At 47.4% G+C, this 25250-nt stretch carries 29 protein-coding genes; 19 read left to right on the forward strand and 10 right to left on the reverse strand.

The window, feature by feature from the left end; all coding sequences use genetic code 11:
* Window positions 1–585 carry a tRNA-uridine aminocarboxypropyltransferase gene (locus ACJB0T_RS18685; RefSeq protein WP_479291997.1) on the reverse strand — a complete coding sequence of 195 codons (585 nt, stop codon included), beginning with the start codon at window positions 583–585 and terminating at the stop codon, window positions 1–3.
* A gap of 9 nt (window positions 586–594) precedes the next feature.
* Window positions 595–1623, reverse strand: coding sequence for a COG3650 family protein (locus ACJB0T_RS18690; protein WP_479291995.1), 1029 nt, complete (start codon window positions 1621–1623; stop codon window positions 595–597).
* A gap of 43 nt (window positions 1624–1666) precedes the next feature.
* On the opposite strand from ACJB0T_RS18690, the gene ACJB0T_RS18695 reads away from it, so the two are divergent.
* A complete protein-coding gene (locus ACJB0T_RS18695; protein WP_479291993.1) occupies window positions 1667–2125 on the forward strand; it encodes an EVE domain-containing protein in 459 nt (152 codons plus the stop codon).
* A 139-nt stretch (window positions 2126–2264) separates the two neighbouring features.
* Here the strand turns inward: ACJB0T_RS18695 and ACJB0T_RS18700 are convergent, their stop codons facing one another.
* Both ACJB0T_RS18700 and ACJB0T_RS18705 read right to left on the reverse strand, forming a co-directional pair.
* Window positions 2265–3086: a Cof-type HAD-IIB family hydrolase gene (locus tag ACJB0T_RS18700; RefSeq protein WP_479291991.1), complete on the reverse strand. Its 822-nt coding sequence runs from the start codon at window positions 3084–3086 to the stop codon at window positions 2265–2267.
* 159 nt (window positions 3087–3245) lie between these two features.
* Window positions 3246–4256: an alpha/beta fold hydrolase gene (locus ACJB0T_RS18705; RefSeq protein WP_479291989.1), complete on the reverse strand. Its 1011-nt coding sequence runs from the start codon at window positions 4254–4256 to the stop codon at window positions 3246–3248.
* Between the two features lie 127 nt (window positions 4257–4383).
* On the opposite strand from ACJB0T_RS18705, the gene rhtB reads away from it, so the two are divergent.
* Entirely contained in the window at window positions 4384–5001 is a 618-nt protein-coding gene (rhtB, locus tag ACJB0T_RS18710) for a homoserine/homoserine lactone efflux protein (RefSeq protein ID WP_479291987.1), read from the forward strand.
* 15 nt (window positions 5002–5016) lie between these two features.
* Window positions 5017–6243 (forward strand): EAL and HDOD domain-containing protein, encoded by a 1227-nt coding sequence (locus ACJB0T_RS18715; RefSeq protein WP_479291985.1) that lies wholly within the window; start codon window positions 5017–5019, stop codon window positions 6241–6243.
* A 2-nt stretch (window positions 6244–6245) separates the two neighbouring features.
* Here ACJB0T_RS18715 and ACJB0T_RS18720 read toward each other — a convergent pair whose 3' ends face one another.
* Window positions 6246–7265, reverse strand: coding sequence for an amidohydrolase family protein (locus ACJB0T_RS18720; RefSeq protein ID WP_479291983.1), 1020 nt, complete (start codon window positions 7263–7265; stop codon window positions 6246–6248).
* Window positions 7266–7361: 96 nt separating this feature from the next.
* Complete coding sequence (locus ACJB0T_RS18725) at window positions 7362–7682, reverse strand: DUF2500 domain-containing protein (protein ID WP_479291981.1); 321 nt, start codon at window positions 7680–7682, stop codon at window positions 7362–7364.
* A gap of 258 nt (window positions 7683–7940) precedes the next feature.
* Here ACJB0T_RS18725 and ACJB0T_RS18730 point away from each other — a divergent pair, with 258 nt between their 5' ends.
* The 4 genes from ACJB0T_RS18730 (at window position 7941) to ACJB0T_RS18745 (ending at window position 10866) form a co-directional block, all read left to right on the forward strand.
* Window positions 7941–8312, forward strand: coding sequence for a DUF4145 domain-containing protein (locus ACJB0T_RS18730; RefSeq protein ID WP_479291980.1), 372 nt, complete (start codon window positions 7941–7943; stop codon window positions 8310–8312).
* A 944-nt stretch (window positions 8313–9256) separates the two neighbouring features.
* On the forward strand, window positions 9257–9889 hold the full coding sequence (locus ACJB0T_RS18735; protein WP_479291978.1) for a lysoplasmalogenase family protein: 633 nt from the start codon (window positions 9257–9259) through the stop codon (window positions 9887–9889).
* A gap of 99 nt (window positions 9890–9988) precedes the next feature.
* On the forward strand, window positions 9989–10228 hold the full coding sequence (locus ACJB0T_RS18740) for a YecH family metal-binding protein (RefSeq protein ID WP_479291977.1): 240 nt from the start codon (window positions 9989–9991) through the stop codon (window positions 10226–10228).
* Window positions 10229–10281: 53 nt separating this feature from the next.
* Complete coding sequence (locus ACJB0T_RS18745; RefSeq protein WP_479291975.1) at window positions 10282–10866, forward strand: YhgN family NAAT transporter; 585 nt, start codon at window positions 10282–10284, stop codon at window positions 10864–10866.
* Between the two features lie 70 nt (window positions 10867–10936).
* On the opposite strand, the gene ACJB0T_RS18750 is transcribed toward ACJB0T_RS18745, so the two are convergent.
* The gene (locus ACJB0T_RS18750; RefSeq protein ID WP_479291974.1) at window positions 10937–11245 is read right to left on the reverse strand and encodes a DUF1145 domain-containing protein; all 309 of its coding nucleotides are present in this window, start codon (window positions 11243–11245) and stop codon (window positions 10937–10939) included.
* On the reverse strand, window positions 11242–11844 hold the full coding sequence (gene rsmD, locus ACJB0T_RS18755; RefSeq protein ID WP_479291972.1) for a 16S rRNA (guanine(966)-N(2))-methyltransferase RsmD: 603 nt from the start codon (window positions 11842–11844) through the stop codon (window positions 11242–11244). Before rsmD ends, ACJB0T_RS18750 begins: the two co-directional genes overlap by 4 nt.
* Window positions 11845–12047: 203 nt before the next feature.
* On the opposite strand from rsmD, the gene ftsY reads away from it, so the two are divergent.
* From ftsY to glpG, 6 genes are all read left to right on the forward strand, one after another.
* Window positions 12048–13349, forward strand: coding sequence for a signal recognition particle-docking protein FtsY (ftsY, locus tag ACJB0T_RS18760; RefSeq protein WP_479291970.1), 1302 nt, complete (start codon window positions 12048–12050; stop codon window positions 13347–13349).
* Window positions 13350–13411: 62 nt separating this feature from the next.
* A complete protein-coding gene (gene ftsE / locus ACJB0T_RS18765; protein ID WP_042502875.1) occupies window positions 13412–14083 on the forward strand; it encodes a cell division ATP-binding protein FtsE in 672 nt (223 codons plus the stop codon).
* Entirely contained in the window at window positions 14073–15026 is a 954-nt protein-coding gene (ftsX, locus tag ACJB0T_RS18770; protein ID WP_479291969.1) for a permease-like cell division protein FtsX, read from the forward strand. Before ftsE ends, ftsX begins: the two co-directional genes overlap by 11 nt.
* Before the next feature lie 263 nt (window positions 15027–15289).
* On the forward strand, window positions 15290–16147 hold the full coding sequence (gene rpoH / locus ACJB0T_RS18775) for an RNA polymerase sigma factor RpoH (RefSeq protein WP_479291967.1): 858 nt from the start codon (window positions 15290–15292) through the stop codon (window positions 16145–16147).
* 563 nt (window positions 16148–16710) lie between these two features.
* A complete protein-coding gene (glpE, locus tag ACJB0T_RS18780) occupies window positions 16711–17037 on the forward strand; it encodes a thiosulfate sulfurtransferase GlpE (protein ID WP_479291966.1) in 327 nt (108 codons plus the stop codon).
* Between the two features lie 11 nt (window positions 17038–17048).
* Window positions 17049–17879 carry a rhomboid family intramembrane serine protease GlpG gene (gene glpG, locus ACJB0T_RS18785; protein ID WP_479291964.1) on the forward strand — a complete coding sequence of 277 codons (831 nt, stop codon included), beginning with the start codon at window positions 17049–17051 and terminating at the stop codon, window positions 17877–17879.
* 39 nt (window positions 17880–17918) lie between these two features.
* On the opposite strand, the gene ACJB0T_RS18790 is transcribed toward glpG, so the two are convergent.
* Window positions 17919–18326 carry a flagellar basal body-associated protein FliL gene (locus ACJB0T_RS18790; protein ID WP_479291962.1) on the reverse strand — a complete coding sequence of 136 codons (408 nt, stop codon included), beginning with the start codon at window positions 18324–18326 and terminating at the stop codon, window positions 17919–17921.
* Window positions 18327–18486: 160 nt separating this feature from the next.
* Between ACJB0T_RS18790 and ACJB0T_RS18795 the strand changes: the two genes are divergently transcribed.
* The gene (locus ACJB0T_RS18795; protein WP_479291961.1) at window positions 18487–19029 is read left to right on the forward strand and encodes a chorismate lyase; all 543 of its coding nucleotides are present in this window, start codon (window positions 18487–18489) and stop codon (window positions 19027–19029) included.
* Window positions 19026–19886 carry a 4-hydroxybenzoate octaprenyltransferase gene (gene ubiA, locus ACJB0T_RS18800; RefSeq protein ID WP_479291959.1) on the forward strand — a complete coding sequence of 287 codons (861 nt, stop codon included), beginning with the start codon at window positions 19026–19028 and terminating at the stop codon, window positions 19884–19886. The genes ACJB0T_RS18795 and ubiA overlap by 4 nt, the downstream gene beginning before the upstream one ends.
* Before the next feature lie 109 nt (window positions 19887–19995).
* On the opposite strand, the gene plsB is transcribed toward ubiA, so the two are convergent.
* Complete coding sequence (plsB, locus tag ACJB0T_RS18805) at window positions 19996–22458, reverse strand: glycerol-3-phosphate 1-O-acyltransferase PlsB (protein WP_479291957.1); 2463 nt, start codon at window positions 22456–22458, stop codon at window positions 19996–19998.
* 283 nt (window positions 22459–22741) lie between these two features.
* Between plsB and lexA the strand changes: the two genes are divergently transcribed.
* The 4 genes from lexA to ACJB0T_RS18825 all read left to right on the forward strand — a co-directional run bounded on the left by lexA (window position 22742) and on the right by ACJB0T_RS18825 (window position 25231).
* Entirely contained in the window at window positions 22742–23365 is a 624-nt protein-coding gene (lexA, locus tag ACJB0T_RS18810) for a transcriptional repressor LexA (protein WP_479291956.1), read from the forward strand.
* A 160-nt stretch (window positions 23366–23525) separates the two neighbouring features.
* Window positions 23526–24164, forward strand: a complete 639-nt coding sequence (locus ACJB0T_RS18815; RefSeq protein WP_479291954.1) for a class I SAM-dependent methyltransferase — start codon at window positions 23526–23528, stop codon at window positions 24162–24164.
* A complete protein-coding gene (gene yihI / locus ACJB0T_RS18820; RefSeq protein WP_479291952.1) occupies window positions 24164–24721 on the forward strand; it encodes a Der GTPase-activating protein YihI in 558 nt (185 codons plus the stop codon). The genes ACJB0T_RS18815 and yihI overlap by 1 nt, the downstream gene beginning before the upstream one ends.
* 15 nt (window positions 24722–24736) lie before the next feature.
* Window positions 24737–25231 (forward strand): DUF2489 domain-containing protein, encoded by a 495-nt coding sequence (locus ACJB0T_RS18825; protein WP_479291950.1) that lies wholly within the window; start codon window positions 24737–24739, stop codon window positions 25229–25231.
* Window positions 25232–25250: the final 19 nt, after the last annotated feature.

Consider the following 25250-nt stretch of genomic DNA (forward strand, 5'->3'; position numbering starts at 1 on the left):
CTATCGCGTCAAAGCGTGTCCGCTGCGTTCTGCTTTAAAGCGCAGCATATACTCGTCAAAGAATGTGAGCATGGCGTTAGCGTCATGCTCGCTCGCCACTTGTCGAGTGATCTCTGTACACACCTCAAAGGTACACAAATTTCCGGCTTGCTGGTTTCTTCGCAATGCATATCTCGACAGCTGATCCGTATCCAGATGCACTTTGGGTAGCGATTGCAGCCACGCGCTGCGATTGAGCATCTTTTTCGCTTCCTGCCAAGTGCCATCCAGCACGATGAAGTTGCTTGTTTGTCTTTGCTGCTGCGCCTGCCATACATCCAGAGGCACGCTGTCTTCACTTGGAAATACTAGTACGGGCAGGTTAGGACTGGTTTCGGGCAAGCAGCGCTCACACGGCTGCTTACGTTGCCATTCTGTGACCTTGCTGCTCGCAAACAACCTATCGATCAGCTTTCCAGTATTGGTTGCTCGAGAAAACTCGTTAGGGTGAGTAAGTAGGGTAAAACAAAGATCAAAGGCGATCGTCGGGATCGCCTTACAATAGCAATTGTGGATAAAACCACAAGTTGTACACATTGGCTTCATAGTTGGGATCTATTCGCCTTTAAATAATACTAAGCCGCCATTGGCGATCGGGTATAGGATATCTCCCACCTTTTCTTGCTTAGCAATGAGCTTGTTGCCGTCTAACGTAAAGATTCGCTGCGACACTAAGTATTGCTGCTGGTGGCGCGTCATGATGACTTGTACTTGCTTATTATTCAGTTGCTGCCAAAAACCGCGCTCTTCGGTGGCTGGTGAGTCATCTGGATACTCATAGCGAGTGATGGCGGTATGATCAGGAAGCAATGTCATTGAGACAGTGAAGCCAGCCGTTTCAGTGGACTGTGCAACATAGCTGCCGGCCCAGTTTAGCGTAGTATCTGAGTTGGACAGCGTGGCGCAGCCTTGTCGAGTTTGGTCACCCATGGTGATGACGCCTGTCCAACCATAAATAGTGTCGCTCATGGTGTCGTTACACAGCTTACTGCTCATCTGTAGATTTGCATCGTCAAACTCATAGCGGCGGGTCGTTTGGGTAACCTTACGATCTTTAAGCTTCAGCGACTGCTTGTCTTCCCCCATCATCGCGAAGCTTGCTTGTTTGCTGGTGTCGAATTTTAGTGACCAGAAAGGCTCGTTGCCCAGCACCTGTGTAGGTCTAAGCGGCTGATCGCAACGCTTTGGGTTTTCTGCGGTGAGCATGTTGACCTGTTTCACCACAAAGCGACCGGTGTAATCGGAATCAAATCCACGATGGCTTGGTGGCTCAAGGTAGCCAATGACTTCCGCATAGACTGGTTGATAAGGCTTGCGAGTCAGCTTTTCAGCTTCTGATTGAACCTCTTTTGGCAGTTGGAGCCAATATTGGTGCTGGCTGCCACATGGTTGAATAGTACGCGTCTCGTGACCAATGACGGCCTGTCCACGCATCACATAGGTTTGCGGTGTGATCGTTTCTGGACGTGATAGCTCAGCAGAAGTCACTTGAGGCGTGCTTTGCGGCGACTCTGAGTTGAAAGACGAACAGGCTTGAAGCAATATGAGCGGAGCAACCGCGAGCGGTAGACGCGACATTGTCATTGAATTTTCCTTATTTAGAACGATCACAGGTATCCACACCATTATGGCATATTGGTTATTTAAAACAGAGCCAGATGAGTTTTCCATCGACGCACTGCGTGTAAAAGGGAGCTCATGCTGGGAAGGCGTTCGTAATTATCAAGCGCGTAACATGATTCGCGACGAGATGAAGCTGGGCGATTTAGTGCTCATTTATCACTCCTCATGCAAGACAATAGGCGTGGCTGGTATTGCTCGTATTACCAAAGAAGCCTATCCCGACCATTTCCAGTTTGATATCAACAGCGACTACTACGACCCAAAGTCCGATCCTGATAACCCGCGCTGGTTAATGGTAGACATTGAATATGTCGAAAAGTTTAAGCGCGTTCTGCCGCTAAGTATTCTTAAAGTGATGCCTGAGCTTGAGAATATGCCGTTGGTAAAACGAGGTAATCGCTTGTCCGTGATGCCAGTATCAGAGTCTGAGTGGTCTGCGATTTTGGCGCGAGTGGCTCGCTAGATTTGTGCGTGAGACTTTCTGTTCTTGGGACTTTTGTTTATGAAGCTTTTTGCTCCAGGGAATAAAGTTCAGCAAGCTCCCATGCCCAATGGCGAGGATATGCGCCATATAGGGGTGAGCATGGGAGGGTACGACTTCGTTACAGTAGGTGTTTCTTCAAAAACTCTGCAACGGCGTCATCTGCATTGCTGCCAATGACGGTATTGTTTGGTAGGGCTTTTTTCACTTTCTCGTGAGCATTTTCCATGACCAAGCCATGACCTGCCATGCTTAGCATCTCGGCATCGTTCATGCCATCGCCAAATGCGATACAGTTTTCAAGTCCGTATCCAAGCTTCTCCGCGACAGCTTTCAAGGCTTCACCTTTAGACACTTCTTTTGCCATCACTTCTAAGCACCAAGGTGTCGAAAACGCGATATTGAGCGAATCACCAAACTTCTCACGCAGTGCATCCTCAAACTCAACCAAATGTTCATGGTCTTGCTTTGGATGGGTGATAAAGATCTTAGCGATACCCTGAGTTGGTGCGTTGCTAGCATCAAACAAGTTATAGGTAAAGCCCGTCTCAGTATGGAACTTTCGCAAGAATTCATCTTCTTGGTTTAGTAACCAAGTGTCATCTTGATACATGTGAACAAACAGTTCGCTGTCGGTGTTCAAAACATCCACTACAGATTGAACCATGTCTTGTGGAATGTTTTCGCTGTATAGCAGCTCACCTTTCTCATCGTGAACACGGGCGCCGTTAGAGGTGATCATATAGGCAGGAATGCCAACAGATTCACGAATGCCCGCTACGTCGACATGATGACGACCTGTGGCGAAGATAAAGGTATAGCCCTTGGCGTGCAGCTCTTTTAAGGTTTGCTTAGAGTTGGCACTGAGTAGGTGGTCGGGTGCCAGTAGGGTACCGTCTAGATCTGAGGCAACAATTTTGATGGAATCTCGATTCAGGGTCATAGTTCTCTCTTCGTGTCACAGGTAAAAGCGAGTCGCTTGGCGCGGCCAACAAAGCCGTCACAATGGTGACAATTGTAGGGGATCTGGGCGCAGAAAAAGAGGGTAAATGGTGAATTGATTTGTTTCCTCATTTACCGACTTTTCCGCAATTTATGGCTTTCAGTACTGTTTATCTGTAAAAGACGTGTTAGCGCCAAAGAATGTGGTTATCGCATCCAGTGCTTGGTTGCGATATTGGTCTTTTTCAAACAGCACTTCGTGTTTGGCGCCATCGACTGTAACAAGGGCAGCGTTTGCATTGGTGCGTGACAGTTTATTGATAAAGCGCAGTTGGTCTTGGTTACTTACAATCTGATCGGCGCCTGCTTGGACCACAAGCAGTGGAATATTGACTTGTCTAGTTTGTTGAATGCATTGCTTAGCTGCCATTAAGCCTTGCCACACCCAACGCGTGCTCGGGCCGCCGATTTTTAGCTCAGGCATCTTTTCATACAGGTCGCGAAACCAGTGATAACGTACTTCACTTGAAGAGAGCGGGTTGATGTCGAACGGTTTTGCCACATAACCTTGATAGCCCGGGGCATAGGTTGGGGTTGGGTAAATCGCTGTCATGATTTGCGAGAGCCAAATAGCAATCGGTTTTAGGTACCAAGGAACATTCACGCCATACATCGGGGCGCTCAGTGCAATCTTATCAAAACCATGATTAGGGCGAGTTTGCAGATATCGAGTAGAAATGTTGCCGCCCATAGAGTGCGCGAGTAGGTGGCGCTGCTCATAGTGGCTCAAATCAAAGTGCTCTAACAGTAACTGCATGTCATCGAGGTAGTCGTCAAACTCATTAACGTGACCCATTTCAGAGTTGGGTGCTAGGTGAGTAGACAGCCCCTGACCGCGATGATCAAATGAATAAATGTTGTAGCCTTGCTGGTAGAAGTCAAAAAACAGTTCCTGATATTTCCAGGCTGACTCGATGCGTCCGTTGACGACCACAAGGGCTTTGGTATGGCTTTCGTGGGTTAACTTACACCAATAGAGCCGTTTACCATCCTTTGCTCTGAGCTTGCCCTCATGGCGACTCTCCCATAATTGAGCTATTTGTGTGTTTATTGCTTGCTCAAATTGAGGTTCTTGAGTATAAGAGATATCAGTAGCATTCTTTTTGTGCATACATAGGCCTGCTTCAATATTTGTGTATAATGCACTGTTTTTTCGACATTTTTGTGTCGATGTGCAGGGTGATTAGTCCACGAGGTGTCTTATTTAGTTAAGAGTAAACCAGTGGTGAGGAAATACAATGGATTATCATGTTTGGTTTGCTTACGTGGTGACAGCAATCGTGTTCAGTTTGGCGCCGGGATCGGGCACCGTTAATTCGATCAGCAATGGCTTGAGCTACGGGACGCGCAAATCCCTTGCAGCCATTGTTGGCTTGCAGATCGGGCTGGCGATTCATATTGTGCTGGTGGGTGCAGGTATTGGCGCACTTGTCGCGCAATCTGCATTGGCATTCAGTGTGATCAAGTGGGTTGGGGTGGTGTACCTCATTTGGCTTGGCATTCAAAAATGGCGAGATACACAATCTGTATCCGCTAAAACTGCACATGAGAGTCGCAGTACAGGACAACTGCTGCGCAGCGCAGTACTGATAAACCTCACCAACCCGAAATCGATCGTGTTTTTGGTGGCGCTGTTTCCGCAGTTTATTGACCCTGCGGGCGACCAGTTTCAACAACTGATGATTTTGGGCATTACCACCGTCGTCATCGATGCGGTGGTTATGCTTGGCTACACCTCGCTCGCATCACAGATGGGACGCTATATTCGTTCGGATCGAGTGATGGGGCGTATCAACAAAGTATTTGGTTCTATGTTCGTGGGATGCGGCGCCTTGTTGGCCGCGGCTAAGTCGTAGGCTGGCGGTTTGGATATGTACGCTACCTACGTAGCGCGTCAGCCCATCTTCAATGCACGTCGCCATACCTTGGGGTATGAGCTACTGTTTCGTGATGGTGAACGCAATGCGTTTCCAGTCCATGTGGATGCCAACCGAGCCACTTATCGCCTCATCGCAGAGAACTTCTTATCGCTTGGAGTGAACCCTGCTCTTTCGAACTCTCGGTGTTTTATTAATTTCCCACAGCAGAGCCTCATACGTCGCTTGCCGCTTATTTTACCAAAAGAGCGAGTGGTGATTGAGATATTAGAAACCTGTGAGCCCAACGATGAGCTTTATGAGGCTATCAAAGAGTTATCACGCAGTGGTTATATGATCGCCCTTGATGACTTCGTTTATAAAGAAGCGTGGGAGCGTTTTCTCCCCTTTGTGCAGATAGTTAAGCTCGACATTATGTCGATGGGAGTCGAGCAAGCGTGTCAGTTTGTTGAGTGTCAAAAAGCTAAGGGCAGCCCAAGGCATTATCTGGCTGAACGTGTGGAAACCGAACAAGAGTTCCTACTAACCAAGCAGTCTGGATTTAAGTTCTTCCAAGGCTTTTTCTTTAGCAAACCTATCATGGAAAAGCAGGTCTACATTAGCCCTGAACAGCTGGTGGCCATGGAGCTGTTTCAGCAAGTGTGCGTGCCTGAAGTTGACTTTGATAAGGTTGAACAGATTGTCGCCAAGGATGTCTCTTTGTCCTATAAGCTGCTGCAGTTCGTCAATACCATGAGTCCGCGTCTAGAGTCAGAGATCTCATCATTCCGCCAAGCCTTGGTCTATCTTGGACAAGACAAACTCAAACTGTTTGTGTCGCTCAGCGTCGCGTCTTTTATCTCAAGCAACAAGCCTAAAGCCCTGTATGAGTTATCACTGCAGCGAGCGCAATTTTGTCGCTTGATGACCAAGTACCCGCCATTCAGGCAATACAAAGATCAAGCCTTCATGATTGGTCTGTTCTCGATTTTGGATGCGTTGATGGACCTCTCTCTTGAGCAATTGATTACTCAACTGCCGTTATGTGAAGAGATAAAGCGCGCCTTGCTTGAGCGTCAGGGGCCTTATGGTCGTTTATTGCTGATTGGTGAGTGTTTCGAATCTGCAGACTGGCAAGGGCTTGAGCAGCATCGGGTGCAGCTTGGTGTGTCACAAAATCAAGTGTTTGCAGCGCTGGCCGATGCACAGCGCTGGAGCCAAAAAGTTCAAGCGTTGAGTTAATCTCATTTCTGCGGCGTTTTCTTCGGTAACACACTCAGCATATTTTGGTAGGCCATCTTGTCGGCAACGTGCTTCGGCAGTGCGGACAAGATAGGCGACCATACCGCCAAGGCTCCTGCCTGATATTGGAACTGTCCAACCACATCACTACCAATCATAAACCGCTCTGGATAGGCTTCAATCAGCGATAGCCAGCGGAGGTCAATTTGCCCTTTAGGCATCATCACTTCAATTAAACTCCACGATGCCAAAATGTATAGGTTGTCGTGCTCACTCAGCAAATCAGCGACGGTCTGGTACAGAAACTTCATGGTGATGGTTCTGGTCAGTGTCGTTGTGGTTCCTGCATGCGCCCATAGAAACCGAGTGTCTGGGTGATCACTCAAGGCCTGTTCAAGTTCCTGCAAATATAAAGGGTTATCTTCGCGTTGAGATGTGATGTTGGTATGCAAAAGAACTGGCATATCATGTTGTGCGGCAAGATCATACACCTTGCTCAGTGCAGGATGATTGGCTCTTGGTTTTTCATCGGAAGTCAAAGCGGTTAGGTGATCATGACGGGTAATCACTTCGCCAATGCCTTGCCAAAATCCGGGGCGGTAGTTGAGCTCTCGTTCGATATGCTCTGCGGCGTTCATGTCTGTGGTGTTGAAACCACTGATAAATGGGTGCAGTCTGGCTTGGCTTTCGGTGGGTAATGATTCTACTTCACGGGCGATGAGTTCATCGGTGAAGGAGTAGTAATACACAGGAGTATCGTCACCGTAGACAAAGCGGGGCGCTTTTGGTGCGCTAGCATCCCACTTTTTCATCACGGGTAAGCCCATAACGTAAGCATGATCGATGTTTTGCTCGTCCATGGTGCTGATTAATGCGGCAGCACCATCTGAGCGTTGGAAATAGTCAACAAGGTGTACTTCGGCGTCATTGACGCGACCTTGATAGGCGGCACTGCAGCCAGATGTGAGTATGGCAAAGCACGCAACTATTGTATTGCGTGTCACGTTTGAGGCTAATTTCATGATTTACGTCCCTGTGATTTAGCTTTGCTAAAGCTATCACGGCTAACGCTATCACGACAGCTAAGTGACGTAAATCTAGGCGGTTTGTTGTTTTTGTTAACGCTTTAGGGCGAAGTGTAGGAATTTATCACCTTGATAGGTCAACATCCCTCTGTCACCGGGATTGAGGTGGTGGTAGTAGTGGACACCAATCTGAAACTCTCGCTTAGGACCGAAGGCGCCTTTTTGAATGTAGATCCAATATTCGTCTTCTTGTGTGGGATCTTCTGTCTCAACCACTTGCTTATCGAGAATAGTGACCGAGGCTTTTCGCTCCGGTGCATCGATACCAAAAGTGTGTTTTTGCTGAATGAAAACAAATAGATAGCCAGCGACGCCGATCAGTAGCACCACCGCTAGAATGAGAGTGATAGGCATATTAACCCCGTATATTCCAATGCGCTGGAACTAAGATCGCACAAAAACCGCAGAAAATAAGCTGTCTTAGTGGGTTTTGCCGAGAATTTTAGGCTCATATCACACAAAAGGCAGTGGAATTAGGGTTAAATCTTTACTTGAATTTACCTAACAATTGTCGAATTCTTAATACAGATGGTTAACAATGGAGTGAACCGAAAGTAAAGACATGAGCCAGCACGGCTTTTTCACATTTCGCTGGTGTTGGGAGGGATGGATATGTCTGATATTGAAAGCGTGGTTGTACGCACACGACGTTTGGAAAAATTGCTCAGGCAGCAATATCGAGCAGATGGCAAAGGTTTGCATCAGCTAGTAACGAGCTGTGAGGAGCGCCTGCCTCATGATGTAATCAGTAAATTGCGTTATATCGCTACCATTCGCAATAAAATTGTTCATGAGGATGATTTTGAGTTGGACGACAAGTCCGGGTTTTTGCGTACTTGCGATGAGTGTGAACAAGAACTCACTCCACGCAGTAGCCGATTTATCTGGCGTACAGCAATGTGGTTGATGGCGTTGATTACGCTAATTGCTATGGGCTTTTACTACGTGCACTGGGAAAAAGTGCTGCACATTCTCGCCAAATAATCGTACGAGGTAGTCGATTGACGCTTAAGCGAGTGGCTAGCCTGACTACTCATCTAACGAAAACGAAAAAGGGACGCTGAAAGCGTCCCTTTTTTGATCTTGCGGCTTTGACTCAGTCAATACTAGTAAAGCATCGGCAGTGTCATTAGCCCTACTACTACGGCTATCATCACTAGACCTTGCTTCTGAGAAGATGAAATCATAACACTGCTCCTTTCAATAATTCTGTCGTTGGAAATAAGAATAGCACTGTTTTTGGCTTTTAGGCAATGATATTCTTCAATTCTTTCTGTTTTATGACGTTTTCTAACGTTAATTTGATCTCAATGCCACAAGGAAACAGTGTATTTATTTTGTGTTAATTTTGTCCGCATGGCGTTTTGTGATGCAAGTCCGTATTAAGTGTTTGTTTTGTTTGGAATAAATTGTGTTTACATGTTGCTCAATAAATCAAGGTGCATTTTTGAGGCTTTGGTGTTCTCACAGGTCTCTGTGGTGTTTGTTGTGATGTTGGTGGCAAGGTTTTTAACTTCAGTTATCTTGAGAGGTGAGAAATTGGTCTAGATTTTCTTACTCAGTGATAGAAAATCGATGTTTTTGTTAGGTCATTAGAAAGTTAACGTTTCTTTTAGTTGATTTTCTTTAGGTTAATTATGATTTAAAACAGTGGTTTATGTGTGACTTTGGATGCAAGTATGAAATAAATACATTGCCATACTCAAGTAGAGCAGAAGAAATGGAAGCTCTATTGGCTAATGTAAGGGCAAACGTTTGCTTTTTAAATTAATGCGGTTGTCAGTAGCGGGCTGTATAAAGGAGTGAAATTTACCAATGTCAAAACGAGAATGGTTTAGTTTAAGACAAGTCCAACTTTTACCCCTTAGCACTGGACAGGATCAGTGAGCTTCATACACTGGGAGCGATAATAAGAACTGGGTATGTGTATGTGGAGTTGGCTGGCAGTCGCGCTTTCGGGCTTGCTGTATATTTTTGCGGATGAAAAAGGGGACAAGGTCAGAATGGTGCTGTTCAGTTTGCTGACGCATGCACTGTTAGCCACAATGATTTTGGCCATTGACCATTTGCAGTCCTATCAAATATGGATGTTGCTTGGGCTTGGCGTGTTCGCGGTGAGCGACGCGATAGCACAGTGGCAACAGCATACTAAATTTAGCTTTGTGGGCTTTATTCTTGCTCAGTTGGTTTATAGTTGGGCGATTTGGGGAGTCGTGGACAGTCAGTTTGTGCTCTGGTTGCCTGCACTACTGCTGTGTATTGCTATCGTGACGTTTTTGTTACTTTTACCACGTTTGGACTCATTTTTAATGCCTGTGGCATTCATGGGGCTATCTTTAGTGCACTTGCTTTGTGCTGCAGGAGAGGCGTGGCTGATTGCCGGAACATCATCATCGACCCTAGGCTTTGCCGGTGCGCTGGTATTGCTGCTATCTGCGCTACTTTTGGCACTCGACCAGTATCACTTTCAATCTAGGCGAGCTCGCTATGTGGTATCTGGCAGCTACTATGCCGCGCAAAGTTTGCTGATCGCTTCTGCTTTGTCTTTCGCGGCGCAGTAACTGTCCTTATGTTTAAGTCAGTGCCTTTGCGATAGATCATCGTGATGGGGAGTAAACTGGGCTAGTATGGCGATCTGAACATTTAGTAAGGTATTCATCATGACAGCATCTGACATTCACGCTCATAAAGTTCTTAATCTGTTGCGCGAGCAGCCGATGAGTCGAACGCAACTTGAGCAAACCGTTATTGAACAGTTTGGCGTCAATGCCACTTTTCGCACTTGCAGTCGCGATGGTTTTGACCTTGACTCTTTGCTAGCATTTTTTGTCGAAAAGCAAAAAGTGATTGAGAATGATGGACTGTGGAGCCTAAACATCGAGCGAGTCTGTTCTCACTAAACGATAAATAGCCTGCTATACTCCCAGAAAATTTCGTTAGCAGGCTGTAATCCATGGATATTCTTTCAGCGGCGACCATGTTATTTCTCATCATGGATCCGCTTGGCAACCTTCCCATCATTCTTTCAATACTCAAACACGTCGATCCTGAGCGTCGTCGCAAGATATTAGTACGCGAGCTGTGCTTTGCTTTGCTCATTCTGCTTCTGTTCCTTTTTGCAGGGAAAGGCATACTTAGCTTCTTACACGTTGAGCCGGAAACGCTGAGTATTTCGGGCGGTATTATCTTGTTCATCATTGCGATTAGGATGATTTTCCCACAGGCGGGCAGTGTGACAGGTTTAGCCGCAGGTGAAGAGCCATTCATTGTCCCTATGGCGATCCCTATGATTGCAGGGCCATCGGTGATTGCGTCCGTTTTACTGCTCTCAACACAAAATCCAGACAATTTGGTTGAGCTGTCTGCTGCGGTGTTAATTGCTTGGGGTGCGACGTTCTTCATTTTGATGTTCTATAACTTTTTCCACAAACTGCTGGGAGAAAGGGGATTGAAAGCGGTCGAGCGCTTGATGGGCCTATTACTAGTGATGATTTCGACCCAAATGTTCCTAAACGGTGTGAAAAGCTACCTAGGTTAATCGTGAAACGTAAGTAACAAAAAAGAGCCGCATTCGCGGCTCTTTTTCTATAGCTTGTTTGAGAAGGCGTCTACTTTTGCTCTTGGCTTTCGTCATCCTGCTCTGACGCTGGTCCCATCATGTGTTTTTGGCGAATATCCAGCAGAGCGAAAATACCAAACGCCAGTATTGAGTACTTCTCCCAAGTACCGAGTTTGAGCTTATCGCCAAAGGCACCAATGAAAATCGCCATTTGAATACCGTGCATCATAAATAGGAATGCGGTCATGATGTACAGCGCGATCGCGCCCTTACCTGGAAATGGGTGGAAGATGTTTAAGATCAACACAAACCAAACAAATCCAAAGGCGATTTTTGCCAGCATTAATAGCGCTTTCATTGTGATTCCCTCTCAAATAATCGGTAGCTAACCTGACCCGCTGTTTTTTCTTTTAGGAGATCCCAGTGCTCTGGGAGAGCGTCAAGCTGCAGTTCTTTTTCCGTTTCAATATAGATTAACGCATTGTCAGCGAGCCAGCCATTACTCTCTAGACGTTCTATGACATCTGGTAGTAACCCTTTGCGAAAAGGAGGATCGATAAACACCAAGTCTTGCGGTTGCCCAACTTGAGACAAGAAACTTAGTGCATCACCGTGATGAGCTTTGATGTTGTCTGCTTTGACCAGTGCGATATTACTGACAATTTGCTTGTAGGCTTTGTCATTAAGCTCGATCATAGTGACTTGTTCGGCTTGTCTCGACGCGGCTTCAAAACCTAGACCGCCGGAACCTGCGAACAGATCGAGCACCTTGGCGTGCGGAACATCTTGAGCTAGCCAGTTAAATACCGTTTCTTTGACGCGATCGGTGGTGGGTCTGAGCCCTTCTGCATCGTGCACAGGGAGCTTGCGACCACGCCAAAGTCCGCTGATGATGCGAACACTGCCCATCTGGCTTGATGGTTTTTGTGATGGAGTTTGCTTGCGACGTCTAACCATAGATTTTTTGACCGCCAATAAAGTGATACTATAACGGGCTCATTAAAGAGCTTAAATTGATAAGTGACGAAGTGTACCAATCTCTGAGAAAAGTTTTCACTGCTTTGTCACAATTATTTTTGCAACGTCAGACGTAAAATCATCGCGTCTTGGCAACGACGAATTTAAGACATTTGAAAAGACAGTATTCAGGATAGTTTCAGATGACAGAAAAGAAAAAACGCGGACTCCTCTCTTGGCTCGGTTTTGGCGATGAAGAGCAAACTGAGCAAAAACAACAAGACACGTCTGCACAGACCGAATCAGAGCAGCCATCAGTAGAATCAGGTGATGAGCAGCAACCGCAAACTGACAAGGTTGAAGCCAGTGTTGAAGAGACGCTAGAACAGCAAGAAGAGCAAACAGCTCTAGAATCAGTGGACCAAGACGTGGTTGCTGAGGATGAAACTCAAGATACTGAAAAAGCAGAAGCAGAAGCAGAAGCAGAAGCAGAAGCAGAAGCAGAAGCAGAAGCAGAAGCAGAAGCAGAAGTAGAAGTAGAAGCGCCAGTCGCTGCGCGAGTTCAAGAGCAAGAGAAGCCAACAGAAAGCTTCTTCGCACGTTTAAAGCGCAGTTTAAGCCGCACCAAAGCTAACATTGGTGCCGGTTTCTTTGGTTTGTTCAAAGGCAAAGAAATCGACGATGAGCTGTTTGAAGAGCTTGAAGAGCAACTATTAATTGCTGACGTGGGCATGAACACCACGGTAAAAATTATTGATAACCTTACAGAAAAAGCGTCTCGTGCCGATTTAAAAGATGGTGAAGCGTTATACGGCCTTCTAAAAGAGGAAATGGCGGAGATCCTAGTTCAGGTTGAAAAACCGCTGGAAGTGGATTCGACCAAAACGCCATTCGTGATCCTTATGGTGGGTGTTAATGGTGTCGGTAAAACGACCACTATCGGTAAGCTGGCGAAGCAATTTCAGGCTGAAGGCAAGAAAGTCATGCTGGCCGCGGGCGATACCTTCCGCGCAGCAGCGGTCGAGCAGCTTCAAGTATGGGGCGAGCGTAATGACGTTCCTGTGATTGCTCAGCATACTGGCGCGGATAGTGCCTCTGTTATCTACGATGCGATTGAAGCAGCGAAAGCTCGCGGTGCTGACGTTGTCATCGCTGATACCGCTGGCCGTTTGCAAAACAAAGCTAACCTTATGGAAGAGCTGCGTAAAATCGTACGCGTGATGAAGAAGATTGACGACTCGGCGCCGCACGAAATCATGCTAACACTGGATGCGGGCACTGGCCAAAACGCCATTAGCCAAGCGAAGCTGTTTAGCGATGTTGCGCCGCTAACCGGTATTACGCTCACCAAACTTGATGGTACGGCAAAAGGTGGGGTGATCTTTGCCCTCGCTGATCAATTCCAGATCCCAATCCGCTATATTGGTGTGGGTGAAGGGATTGATGATTTAAGGCCATTTGAGACGCAAGATTTTATTGACGCACTGTTTAGTCGCGAAGAGTAAGGGAAGGGGATGCATGGCATCCCTTTTCTGACCTAGGACGTCCAGATCAGAGGAATGATTCGGTGATCAAATTTGAACAAGTGAGTAAAGCCTACCGTGGGGGACGACAAGCACTGCAAAAAGTCGACTTCCACCTAAAACGCGGTGAAATGGCGTTTTTGGGCGGCCACTCGGGTGCAGGTAAGAGTACTCTATTAAAGCTTATCTGCGCTATCGAGCGACCAACTGATGGTCGCATACTGTTTAACGATTATGATATTAGTCGACTGCCAGCAAAAGACATTCCTTTCTTGCGTCGTAATATCGGTATCGTGTTTCAAGATCACCGATTACTGATGGATCGCACCGTGTTTGACAACGTCGCCTTGCCGATGCGCATCGAGTCTATTTCAGAAAATGAAATCAAGCGCCGAGTGTCGGCGGCACTGGATAAAACAGGACTGCTCGACAAAATGAAGTGTTTGCCAAGCCAGCTCTCTGGTGGTGAACAGCAGCGTGTCGGTATCGCTCGTGCGGTGGTTAATCGACCTACCATGCTGCTTGCCGATGAGCCTACGGGTAACCTCGACCCAGAGCTGTCGAACAAGGTGTTGAAGCTGTTTGAAGAGTTTAACCGTGCCGGCGTCTCGATACTGCTGGCAACTCACGACATTAATTTGGTGCGCTCGCGCCCACAATACCGCTACCTTGAGCTGAACCAAGGCTTTTTGAGTGAGGTGAGTGATGGCGTTTAAGCGTAAACAAAAACAGGTGAAACACCGCCTAAAATCCGATGGCTTTTTTGCTGTGCATTGGCGCCAAGCGAAAAACTCGCTTATCGAAATGTGGCAGCGCCCGCTTGGCAATATCTTAACGCTAGCGGTGATTTCCATGGCGTTAACCATGCCCGCTTGTTTGTACTTGCTGGGTAAGAACGTCGCTGCTGTGACCTCCAATGTAGCCAGTCAGTCGCAAATTACTGCATTCATTGATGTCGGTGTCGCCGATGCCAGAGTGCTAGTGCTCAAAGATGACATCGAAAGCTGGGATACCGTCAGCAAGGTGGAGTTCATCACGCCGCAGCAAGGCTTGGCTGATTTGAGCGAGCATTCCGGTCTTGATCAAGCATTAAGCCTCCTTGATGGCTATGCCTTGCCTGGCGTATTAGTGATCATTCCCAGTGATACCAGCGTAAAGACTGACCGAGAGTTGGTCTCGAAACTGCGCACTCGAGGTGACATTACCGATGTGCGCCGCGATGAAGATTGGTTAGGCCGCTTCGATGCCATTAAGAATTTGGCCTCAACGTTGGTGGTGAGCTTGTCGGTGCTGATGCTGGTGTCAGTATTCCTGATCGTTGGCAACACGCTGCGCTTTAATGTGCTAGCTAATAAAGAGGCCATTCAGACCATGAAACTGATTGGTGCCACCGATGCCTTTATCTTAAGGCCTTATCTGTATTCTGGTATGTGGTTCGGTCTCATCGGTGCACTTGTCGCTTGGCTACTAACGGCTTTGCTAACGGTAATTATCAATAGCACTGTGACTGACTTGGCGATGATGTATGACAGTGATTTTCGCCTGCTAGGACTTAGCTGGGATGAGACGTTGCTTATCTTGATGCTTGGTCTGTTCCTCGGCACTGGAGCGGCGAGAATTTCTGCCAAGCGCCACTTAAAAGAAATTGAACCGGTTTAGAGAACTGCAGTCAAAATAATCGGTAACAAAGCGTGATAGGGGCTAGCGTCATAATCATGCTGGGATTCAACAAGATAGTGAGATTTGTGTCTCATTAACAAGGTGTTCACCTATTAATGGGTGAAATTTAATCGGCAAATACACTTGTTTAGACCCATTGATTATGCATAATTACTAGCCCCTTCTTGAATCTGCTACCGATTAGGTTCAGTATTGACAGGTTAAGAAGGTGTTAACCCTGCTCGAGATAGATGAGGAAGTGAATGGCAAACCAAGCGTATCCAATGGCTTTAGTAACACAAGATAGCTTAGACAGCTACATCCGCTCAGTGAATAGCTACCCAATGCTGACCGCTGATGAGGAGCGTGAACTAGCAGAAAGATTGCATTACGACGGTGAGATTGATGCGGCGAAAGGACTCATCTTGTCACACCTTCGCTTTGTTGTTCATGTCGCTCGTGGCTATTCAGGTTACGGCCTGCCTATGGCGGATCTCGTGCAAGAGGGTAACATTGGTCTGATGAAGGCGGTAAAACGCTTCAACCCAGAAGTTGGGGTAAGACTGGTGTCGTTCGCAGTACACTGGATCAAAGCTGAAATCCATGAGTACGTGTTGCGTAACTGGCGTATCGTTAAGATTGCGACCACAAAAGCGCAGCGCAAATTGTTCTTCAACCTACGTAAGTCTAAAAAGCGTCTTGGTTGGTTTAACAATGGCGAAGTGGAAACCGTCGCGAAAGAGCTAGGTGTCGAGCCTTCTGAAGTTCGCGAGATGGAATCCCGTTTGGCCGCGCAAGACGCAACGTTTGAAATGCCAAGCGATGACGATGAAGCGGGCACCACATACACGGCGCCAGCACTTTACCTAGAAGACAAAAGCTCAGATCTTGCTGAAGACTACGAAGCTCAAAACTGGGAAGCGCACACCAATAATCGTCTTGGCCATGCGCTGGCGACACTGGATGAGCGCAGCCAACATATTGTTCGTTCTCGTTGGTTAGATGACAACAAGTCGACGTTACAAGACCTAGCCGATAACTATGGTGTGTCTGCAGAGCGTATTCGTCAGCTAGAAAAGAATGCAATGAAGAAGCTCAAAGCCGCCGTCGGTGAGTTTTAATCACGTTGAATTCGAATCACTGAGCATGACGCGCAGTTCAAATTTTAAAGGCCGAAGTCGAAAGACTTCGGCCTTTTTGATGGTTCGCGTTTGATCACCTCTCTACCACCTATCGTACTCAAAATCAGACCAAGTATATGATGTTGATCGCAATGGTGATCGACCGTCGTTTCTCTTGCCGATCATCGATCCGGATTTTGTTGTTATGGCTTGTGGATAAGTCTGTGACAAAATTATTTGCCAACTGTCAGAAAGCAGCGACAAATGGGGAGTTTCGACGCTTTTGGCCTTGGGGATACCTTTTGCCTTACCCACAGTTAGATCAAGATCATACCCAGATATAGTGGATCAAAAGATCCAAAACCACTTTATCAACGCAATCCACAGAGTTACTCACAGCTGGTGAAAATATAGACTAGGGTGGATAACCCTAAAAGGTGTCGGTACTTTGTTAGCACTGAATAGTGCTATTATCGAAGCTAATAAAATCATGAAAAAAACGCATGGAATACGCTTAACTTTGATGTGGCGCCATGTGTGATGAATGTAAAGGATTAGACTCTATGGAGCAGTTTCAACACATCGATGTGCAAGCGGCACATCAGCTACTACAAGACAACGAAGAAGCGAGGCTAGTGGACATTCGTGATATCCAAAGTTTCTCGGTTGCACACGCAACCAGCGCTTACCATCTCACCAATGACAGCATCGTCGATTTCATGCAGCAAGTTGAGTTTGATGCACCCGTGTTAGTGATGTGCTATCACGGTATTAGTAGCCAAGGTGCTGCTCAGTATTTGCTGAACCAAGGCTTTGAACAGGTATACAGTGTGGACGGCGGCTTTGAAGCTTGGCACCGCGCCACACTGCCGACAGAAAGTCACAGTTAACGAGGACAAACATGGTTAGACTTATCACTCTTCAGAACCCGAGAATGGGGCAAGCGTTTATTGACTATATGGCGTCAAGGCGTATTGATGTGCAGATGATGCCTGAGGGTGAGGGTCAATTTGCCTTGTGGTTGATGAATAGTGAAGATCAGCTTGAAGCCGAAGTCGAGCTCAAGCAGTTTCTCGACAATCCATTCGATGCTAAGTATCAAGCATCATCCTGGGAGATGGCCGAAACGAGACACAACTCATTTCGCTATCAAACCCCAAGCTTTATGTCGATGATCAAAGCCAAGGCGGGCGTGGTGACACTGGCCATCATGGTGATCTGTTCGGTTATCTTTATCCTGCAGCAACTTGGATTGGGTAACGCGATCTTCGCAGCGCTGCATTTCCCTGCGTTTGATGGTCAGCAATGGCAAATCTGGCGCTGGTTCAGTCATGCGCTGCTGCACTTTTCGGCGATGCACATCATCTTCAACCTGTTATGGTGGTGGCAGCTTGGTGGTGATATCGAGCAGCGTCTTGGCGCGAAAAAGTTGTTAGAAATCTTTTTGTTGTCCGCGGCGGTATCAGGTACAGGCCAATATTGGGTTGAGGGCGCTAACTTTGGCGGTTTGTCGGGTGTGGTGTATGCCTTAGTTGGTTATTTATGGATGCTAACCATTAAACGCCCAGACCTTGGACTCGAGATCCAAAAACCTATCGTCGGCTTTATGTTGGTATGGCTGGTGCTCGGTTTTGTGCAGCCATTTATGGCGATCGCCAATATGGCGCATCTATCAGGATTGGCAGCGGGTGTGTTGCTTGGACTGATTGATTGCCAACGCCTCAAGCGTTAGAGCCAAATTAATCGCTCAGTGTATCAGTGCGCTGAGCGGTTATTGGTAGAGATACTTGGTGAAAAGCAGGTCGGCAATGACTGCCTTGCCCGTTTCTGCCAGCAATAGATTATTGAGGTTGCTCACTAAGGCTTGGCGTATCTCCTCTCGTCCAGCCAACGACTTAATCACATCGGCATTTTGCTTGCCAAGCAGTTCAATCACCGCATCGCGGATCAGCGGTTGGTGATGTTCAATCACTGCCAAATCATTCACATCGGCCACCATGACATCGATACGCACTTGAACATAGCCAAGGCGCTTACCTTTGGTGTAGAAGTTGGTGGTCAGTTCTGGCTCAAGGGTGAAATAGGCGAGATTAGGCGCTGACTCTTGGGATGCCAGAGCAGGCATCGCTACAGTCAAGCCCATGATCAGGAAAAACTGGGTCAGGTAACGTTTACGCATATTTCTCTCTTTCAAACTCGATTTAGCCGATATTCCATGAGCCTAATTTTGTTACAATGACGTAATATCGCTGGAGTGAACGTGCTCTATCGATGGTACAATACACCATCGAGACGAATAATGATTGTACGCGCTTAGCGCGTGTTATTGAATAGCAAAAATGAATGATTCCGCTGTCGAATATCTGAAAATATTACGCCAAGCTCAATGGCAATCCCCCGACGAGTTTCCCTCCCTAAATCGCCATGCGTTGCAGTGGTTGACGGAGCAGGGATCGCTTTCTCATAAATTGGCTACGCACTGTGACCATTTTTCTGTCGAGATAGTACGCAGTGAGGCCAGCCCATCACAGGACATGTTGCAAGATGAAGTCGAGCTCCTTGACCATGAAGCATGCTGGCTGCGCGAAGTAGTGCTCTACGGTGATGATACGCCTTGGGTTATCGGTCGAACTCTCATGTCACTAGAGTCGATGGATCGTAGCCAGTATGACATTTCCCAGCAAGGCACAGTGCCAATTGGGGTCACGGTGTTCTCAAGTGCTGACACCAAGCGTGATGCATTGCAAGTGGCAAGAATTGCGACGCCAAATGGTGAGCTGTTTGCTCGTCGCTCAAGATTGTGGGTGAAGGGACACCCTATTTTGGTTGCTGAGCTGTTTTTACCTCAGTCGCCAATCTACCAACAGGAGAGTGGTCAATGACCTCAACTAAGGCGAAAGCCTACTGGCAACTAATGCGCATGGATAAGCCGATTGGTTCGCTGCTGCTGTTGTGGCCAACATTGTGGGCACTGGTGATTGCCGCCGAAGGTATGCCGGATTTACTGGTGCTGGTGGTGTTTACCCTTGGGGTCGTGATGATGCGCAGCGCGGGTTGTGTGATCAATGACTTTGCGGATCGAAAAGTCGATGGTCACGTTGAGCGTACCAAAGGCCGACCACTGCCTTCTGGCATGGTTTCGTCGAAAGAGGCTTTGGGCCTGTTTGTGTTTTTGGCATTGGCCTCTTTTGTATTAGTGCTGACCATGAACACCTTTACGATTCAACTGTCGTTTGTGGGTGTCGCGCTCGCGTTTATTTATCCGTTTATGAAGCGTTATACTCATTTGCCACAACTGTTCTTGGGTTTAGCGTTCAGCTGGTCTATCCCTATGGCCTTTGCGGCTCAGGCCAATGTTTTGCCGCCTGTGGTGTGGTTCTTGTTTGTTATCAACGCGCTGTGGACGATCGCTTATGACACCCAATACGCGATGGTGGATAGAGAAGACGATTTAAAAATTGGCATCAAATCGACGGCGATTTTGTTTGGTAAACGCGATAAGCTGATCATTGGTGTGTTGCAGCTCACTACGTTATTGATGCTGATGGGGCTCGGTTATAGTTATCAGCTGGGCGCGAGTTTCTATTGGTGCCTTCTAGCAGTCAGTGCGTTGTTTGTGTATCAGCAGTGGCTTATTCGTCATCGTGAACGCCCACTTTGCTTCCAAGCCTTCCTTAATAATAACTATGTAGGTATGGCGGTGACGGTTGGCTTACTGAGTGCCTTCTTGCTTCAATAAACAGTGGCTTTAATAAACAGTGGCTTCAATGATTCAAAAATAGAAATACAGATAAAAAAGGGCGCGTTCATTGCAATGAACGCGCCCTTTCTAATTGGGTTTTAGCTTGCTAGGCACCTTCAGGCTCGTCGTTCACGTCCTCTAGTAAAGGTTCGCTTTGATGCACACTCTCTTGGATAGTGAGGCGTACTTCTGGGTAAAGCAGACCGTACAGCAGGCTTGCTAGATTCTCGGTTGCCGCGATGTCGCAGTTGCCATCAATGTCGAGGTAGCCTTGCTCTTTTAGGGTGCTGAACAGGGCAGCAAATACGCCTTTATCAAAGAACTCTGGTGCGTTAATGCTGTGCAGACGGCCAAGGCGCTGAGCGATGTCCTGGCTTTTCTGTTCAAGGTCGCTCTTACCAAGTTCAGGGTAGCTGGCTAGAAGATTCAAAGAAATCGCATAGCGCTGCAAGGTTTCTGAAATGGTGCGACCAAGTAGCATCAGCGTTTGCGTGTTCGATTGGTTCATCGACACCACACCTTGCTCTACGATCACGAGCTCTTGTCTGGTTAGTTCATGGACAATGCTATCGACGACCGATTCCAGTTCACTCTCTTCAATACTCAAGAACAGTTCTTTTTTCAGGAACGGATATAGCTTACGGACATTGTACTGGATTTGCTCAAGCGAAAGCTTGTGCTGACGGATCAGCATCTGAGCGATCAGTGACGGCAGCGCAAACAAGTGAATGATGTTGTTGCGATAGTAGGTCATCAAGATGGATTGATGTCGATCGAGCGAGATAATGTCGCCTAAGGTATCAGATTCAATCACAAACTTATCCAGTGACTCAGCGTGCGCAACCAACTCTTCAGCAGAAGCGCTTGGTAATGTACAAGTCTTAGAGTAAGGCACCTGTTTTAGCACAGATAGGTAGCAATTAATTTGATTGACCAAGCTGTCACGAGACAACGCGCGTTGTCGCGACGCTAACAGCGCGGTCGCGCACAAGGTCAGAGCGTTAGCTGCGGCTGCGTCGTTAATGTTGGTCATCATCTTAGTGGCAAGCTCATTCACAGCAGGAGCCAGCCATTGAGGTTTGCTGGTGCCCATAGGGTCGATATCTTGCGTCCAATTTGGTGCTGCCTCGTTGAGATACTGGTTCAGCGGGATTGGTTCACCAAAGTTGACGTAGCCTTGGCCGAAGTTACGCAACTTACGCAGTGTTTTGAGCACCTGACCAGCGTTCTCTTTTTCTTTGCGCTTACCGCGCAGCTCTTTCGCGTACGTGCTCACTTCCATTACGTGCTCATATCCGATGTATACCGGCACGAGAGTAACAGGGCGGTTTAGGCCGCGCAGCATCGCTTGAATAGTCATGGCCAGCATGCCCGTCTTGGCTTGCAATAGACGGCCTGTACGAGAACGACCACCCTCACTGAAATACTCGACGGAGTAGCCTTTTGCAAACAGTTCAGCGAGATACTCACGGAAAATCGTCGAATACAGCTTATTGCCTTTAAAACTACGGCGAATAAAGAATGCACCACCACGGCGGAAAATCGGACCCGCCGGGAAGAAGTTCAGGTTAATACCCGCGGCGATATGTGGTGGCACCATGCCTTCGTTGTATAGCACGTACGACAGTAGCAGGTAATCCATATGGCTGCGGTGACACGGCACGTAGACAATCTCATGACCGTCTTGCGCCAGACGACGTACCGTCGAGGCATTGCTGACGTTGATGCCCTGATAGAGCTTGTTCCAAAGCCAAGTGAGGACATGGTCACCACTCTTCACCAGTTTGTAAGAGAAGTCCGCGGCGATCTCATCCATGATTTGTTGCGCTTCTTTGCGCGCTTTCTCTTCCGGTACGTTATTGCTCTGTGCGTGATCTTTGATCGCTTGCTCAATCACTTGCGAGTTCAACAAACGGTGGAACAACACTTGGCGGTTCGGCAGGTTGGGACCTGATACCGCCAGTTTCTGGCGAGAAAAGTGGATGCGCGCCACACGAGCCAGCTTGTGGGCGATGGACTCATCGGTGCCGTGTGAATCAGCCATATAGCGCAGGGAGACCACTGGGCTAAAGCGCACCATACAGTCGCGGCCCGAGGCTAACACAGCCTTGGTCTTTTGCAGGCCATTCATCGGCTGCAAATAAGGCTTAGGTGTTTCTTCTTTTCCGGGCTTGCGCCCCCACAACACAGTCGTTGGGATCACTTGTACGTCGAGTGTTGGGTCTTTCTCGTGCTCTTTGAGTAAGTCTGAGAACAGAGCAATGGATTCGTTCGGGACATGCTGGTCGCTATTAATCAAGGTTGGCCTTGATGCAATGAACACAAAGCGATCACGTTCTTCGCCATTAAGCACGATCGGCTCGAGTGGATCTGGCAGTCCTACTGCAATAGCTTGCTTTTGTAGAGTGAGCAGATCAACGTTAGAGCTGAAGGGCAGTGCATACACCACAGGCTTCGAGATATCGATGTTGTGGTCTTCGATGGGGTTAGATGGAATCGCCGTCCCTTTTACTAGCACCGACATGGGCAGTTTTATAAAGGAACGGAACAGTGATTGTCCTGAAGACATAAAGGTTCACAGCCTCAATTTGTTCAAAGAAACAATGCCGAGGAGTAAGCATGGTATTACCATGTTACAGATAAATCCTAGACATTAAATTTAACGCGCGCCAAGCATACCAGAAACTGGTCTTACCTTTTATTAAAAAAAGCACCTAGCCGTCGATTTAAGAATCACTACACCACTGTGATTAGTTATGGTGCCAATTTGCTAAAAAAACAACCAATTATCGTTGCAATTAGCCAATTACTGGATATACTCACAGTTAACTGTATAAACAGACAGGTGATGTATGAAGCCGCTAACGGCCCGACAACAGCAGGTTTTTGATTTAATCAAAGCCAAAATAGACGATGTAGGTATGCCACCTACGCGCGCCGAAATCGCCAAGGAACTTGGGTTCCGTTCAGCGAATGCGGCCGAAGAACACCTAAAAGCGCTCGCTCGTAAAAAAGCGATTGAAATTATCCCTGGCGCTTCGCGCGGGATCCGCATTTTGCTTGAGCAAGAGCCTGCGAACGAAGACCAAGGTTTGCCTTTGATTGGCCAAGTTGCAGCGGGTGAGCCGATTTTGGCTCAAGAGCACGTTGAAGCGCATTACCAAGTCGATCCGGGTATGTTTAAGCCTCAAGCGGACTTCTTACTTCGCGTTAACGGCGAGAGTATGAAAGACATCGGCATCATGGATGGCGATTTGCTAGCGGTGCACAAAACGCAGGATGTTCGCGATGGACAGGTCGTCGTAGCGCGTGTAGACGAAGATGTAACCGTGAAGCGTTTAGAGCGCAAAGGGGCAACTGTGCTTCTGCATGCTGAAAATGAAGAGTTTTCGCCGATTGAGGTGGATCTGACGGCACAACACCTTGCGATTGAAGGTATTGCGGTAGGTATTATTCGCAACACAGATTGGATGTAATGCCTCTTGGCGGGACGGTCATCCTTGGCCGTCCGCCGATTTTCCACGATTAAATTGACGAAATTGTAGAAAAAATACCCATCTCTACTCCCCACAGTGCTCACTTTCTGGTATGTTTCGCACCCTTGTATTGATCAGGGTATCGAGAAGGAGAGGAATTGTGGAAGCTTGCCCACTGTGTTCGGGACAATCCGTCCACCATTACCATAGTGATAAAAAGCGTGATTACTTACAGTGCGAGAGTTGTGAACTGGTCTTTGTACCAAGAGAGCAGCGTCTAGATGCGGTGAGTGAAAAGGCACACTATGACCTCCATAATAACGATCCCCAAGACCAAGGTTACCGACGTTTTTTGTCTCGATTGGCAGACCCAATTTTGCAGCGAATTGCGCCCGGTTCAAAAGGACTAGACTTTGGATGTGGTCCGGGTCCGACTCTGTCACTGATGCTCACTGAGCAAGGCCATGACATGGCCCTGTACGATCTGTACTATTATCCGGATAAATCCGTACTCGATACTAGTTACGATGTGGTGACCGCGACAGAGGTGATCGAGCACTTGTATGAGCCAAACCAGGTTTGGCAACAATGGTTATCGCTCATTAAGCCTGGTGGATGGTTAGGCTTAATGACAAAACTGGTCATCGATGTAGACGCATTTGCTAAATGGCACTACAAAAATGACCAGACACATGTTGTTTTCTTTAGTCGAGCCACGTTCTTGTACCTCGCAGAACGAGACGGGCTGGATATAGAATTCATTGGTAATGATGTCATTTTACTGAGGAAGCTTACGTAATGAGTCGTAAGAAAAAATCAAGAAAACCGGGTTCGAATCCAGAGCCGGTAGTTGCGGTTACGCGTAACCGTTCACAAGCGGATGTAGACGGCCGCCTTCGCAAGCGTTTGAAAAAGCGTAAAGGTCAGAAGTCAGGTAGTCGCCACTCTGAAGGCAAAGAAATGAAGCAGGGCACAGGTTCTGCAAAACTGGATCCGCGCCTTGGCAGCAAGAAAAAGATCCCACTGATTGTGGAGCCGAAGACGAAACCAACCAAGGTTGAGCGTCGTCTTTCTGCTGAGCAAGAGCTAGAGATGCTCGAGAATGATGCACAACTGAATGTGTTGCTGGATCGCATCGAAAATGGTGAGAACCTAGGTGCAGGCCTACAGAAATATGTTGATGAAAAGCTGGATCGTATTGAGAAGCTGATGAACCAACTAGGTCTGATGGAACCTGAGTACGACGAAGAAGAAATGTTCGAAGAACCCGTGTCTGCACCAAACAAGAAAGCGAGCAGCGATGACGAGCTTCTGTCTCAGTTCGAAGATGTCGATATGGACCAGTTCAAAGGATAGCGAGAGGTAAAGTAGATGAATACCGTTACTCTGTTAGCCCTTGTTGGCACGCTCATTATTGTGGGTTTGGCAGGTTACGCTGGGTATTTGCTACTGCAACTTAAAAAGCAAAAGGAGTTGCAACAGCAGCATCGTGATTTGGCGATTAAAAAGCGTAATGCCAACATTTTTGAAAGTGTTGATACCATTTGCTTAGCAACGATCCAGGGGCAGTGCGATTTATCGGAAGCAGCGATTCGTCTCTACAACATCATGGACTATGTTCAAGGTGAAGAGCGTGTCGACTTCGATAAGGACTTTCCAGCCACCGCTGAGCTTTATCATGTCGTCAAAGACATGCCGCGTGGAGAAGCAAGGCAAGCAATGGAAAAGCAGCAGCGCATGCGCGACAATTTAGCTAGGCAAAAAGCCGAAGCGCGTCTCAATGACAGTATCATTGAAGAGATGAAAGTGCTGCAACGCACTGTAAAGCCGCTTAACGATCAAATTGATATTAAGTTGGTGGGCTAAGGGTATTTGCTTAAGGTAG

Source organism: Vibrio sp. CB1-5 (assembly GCF_059412285.1).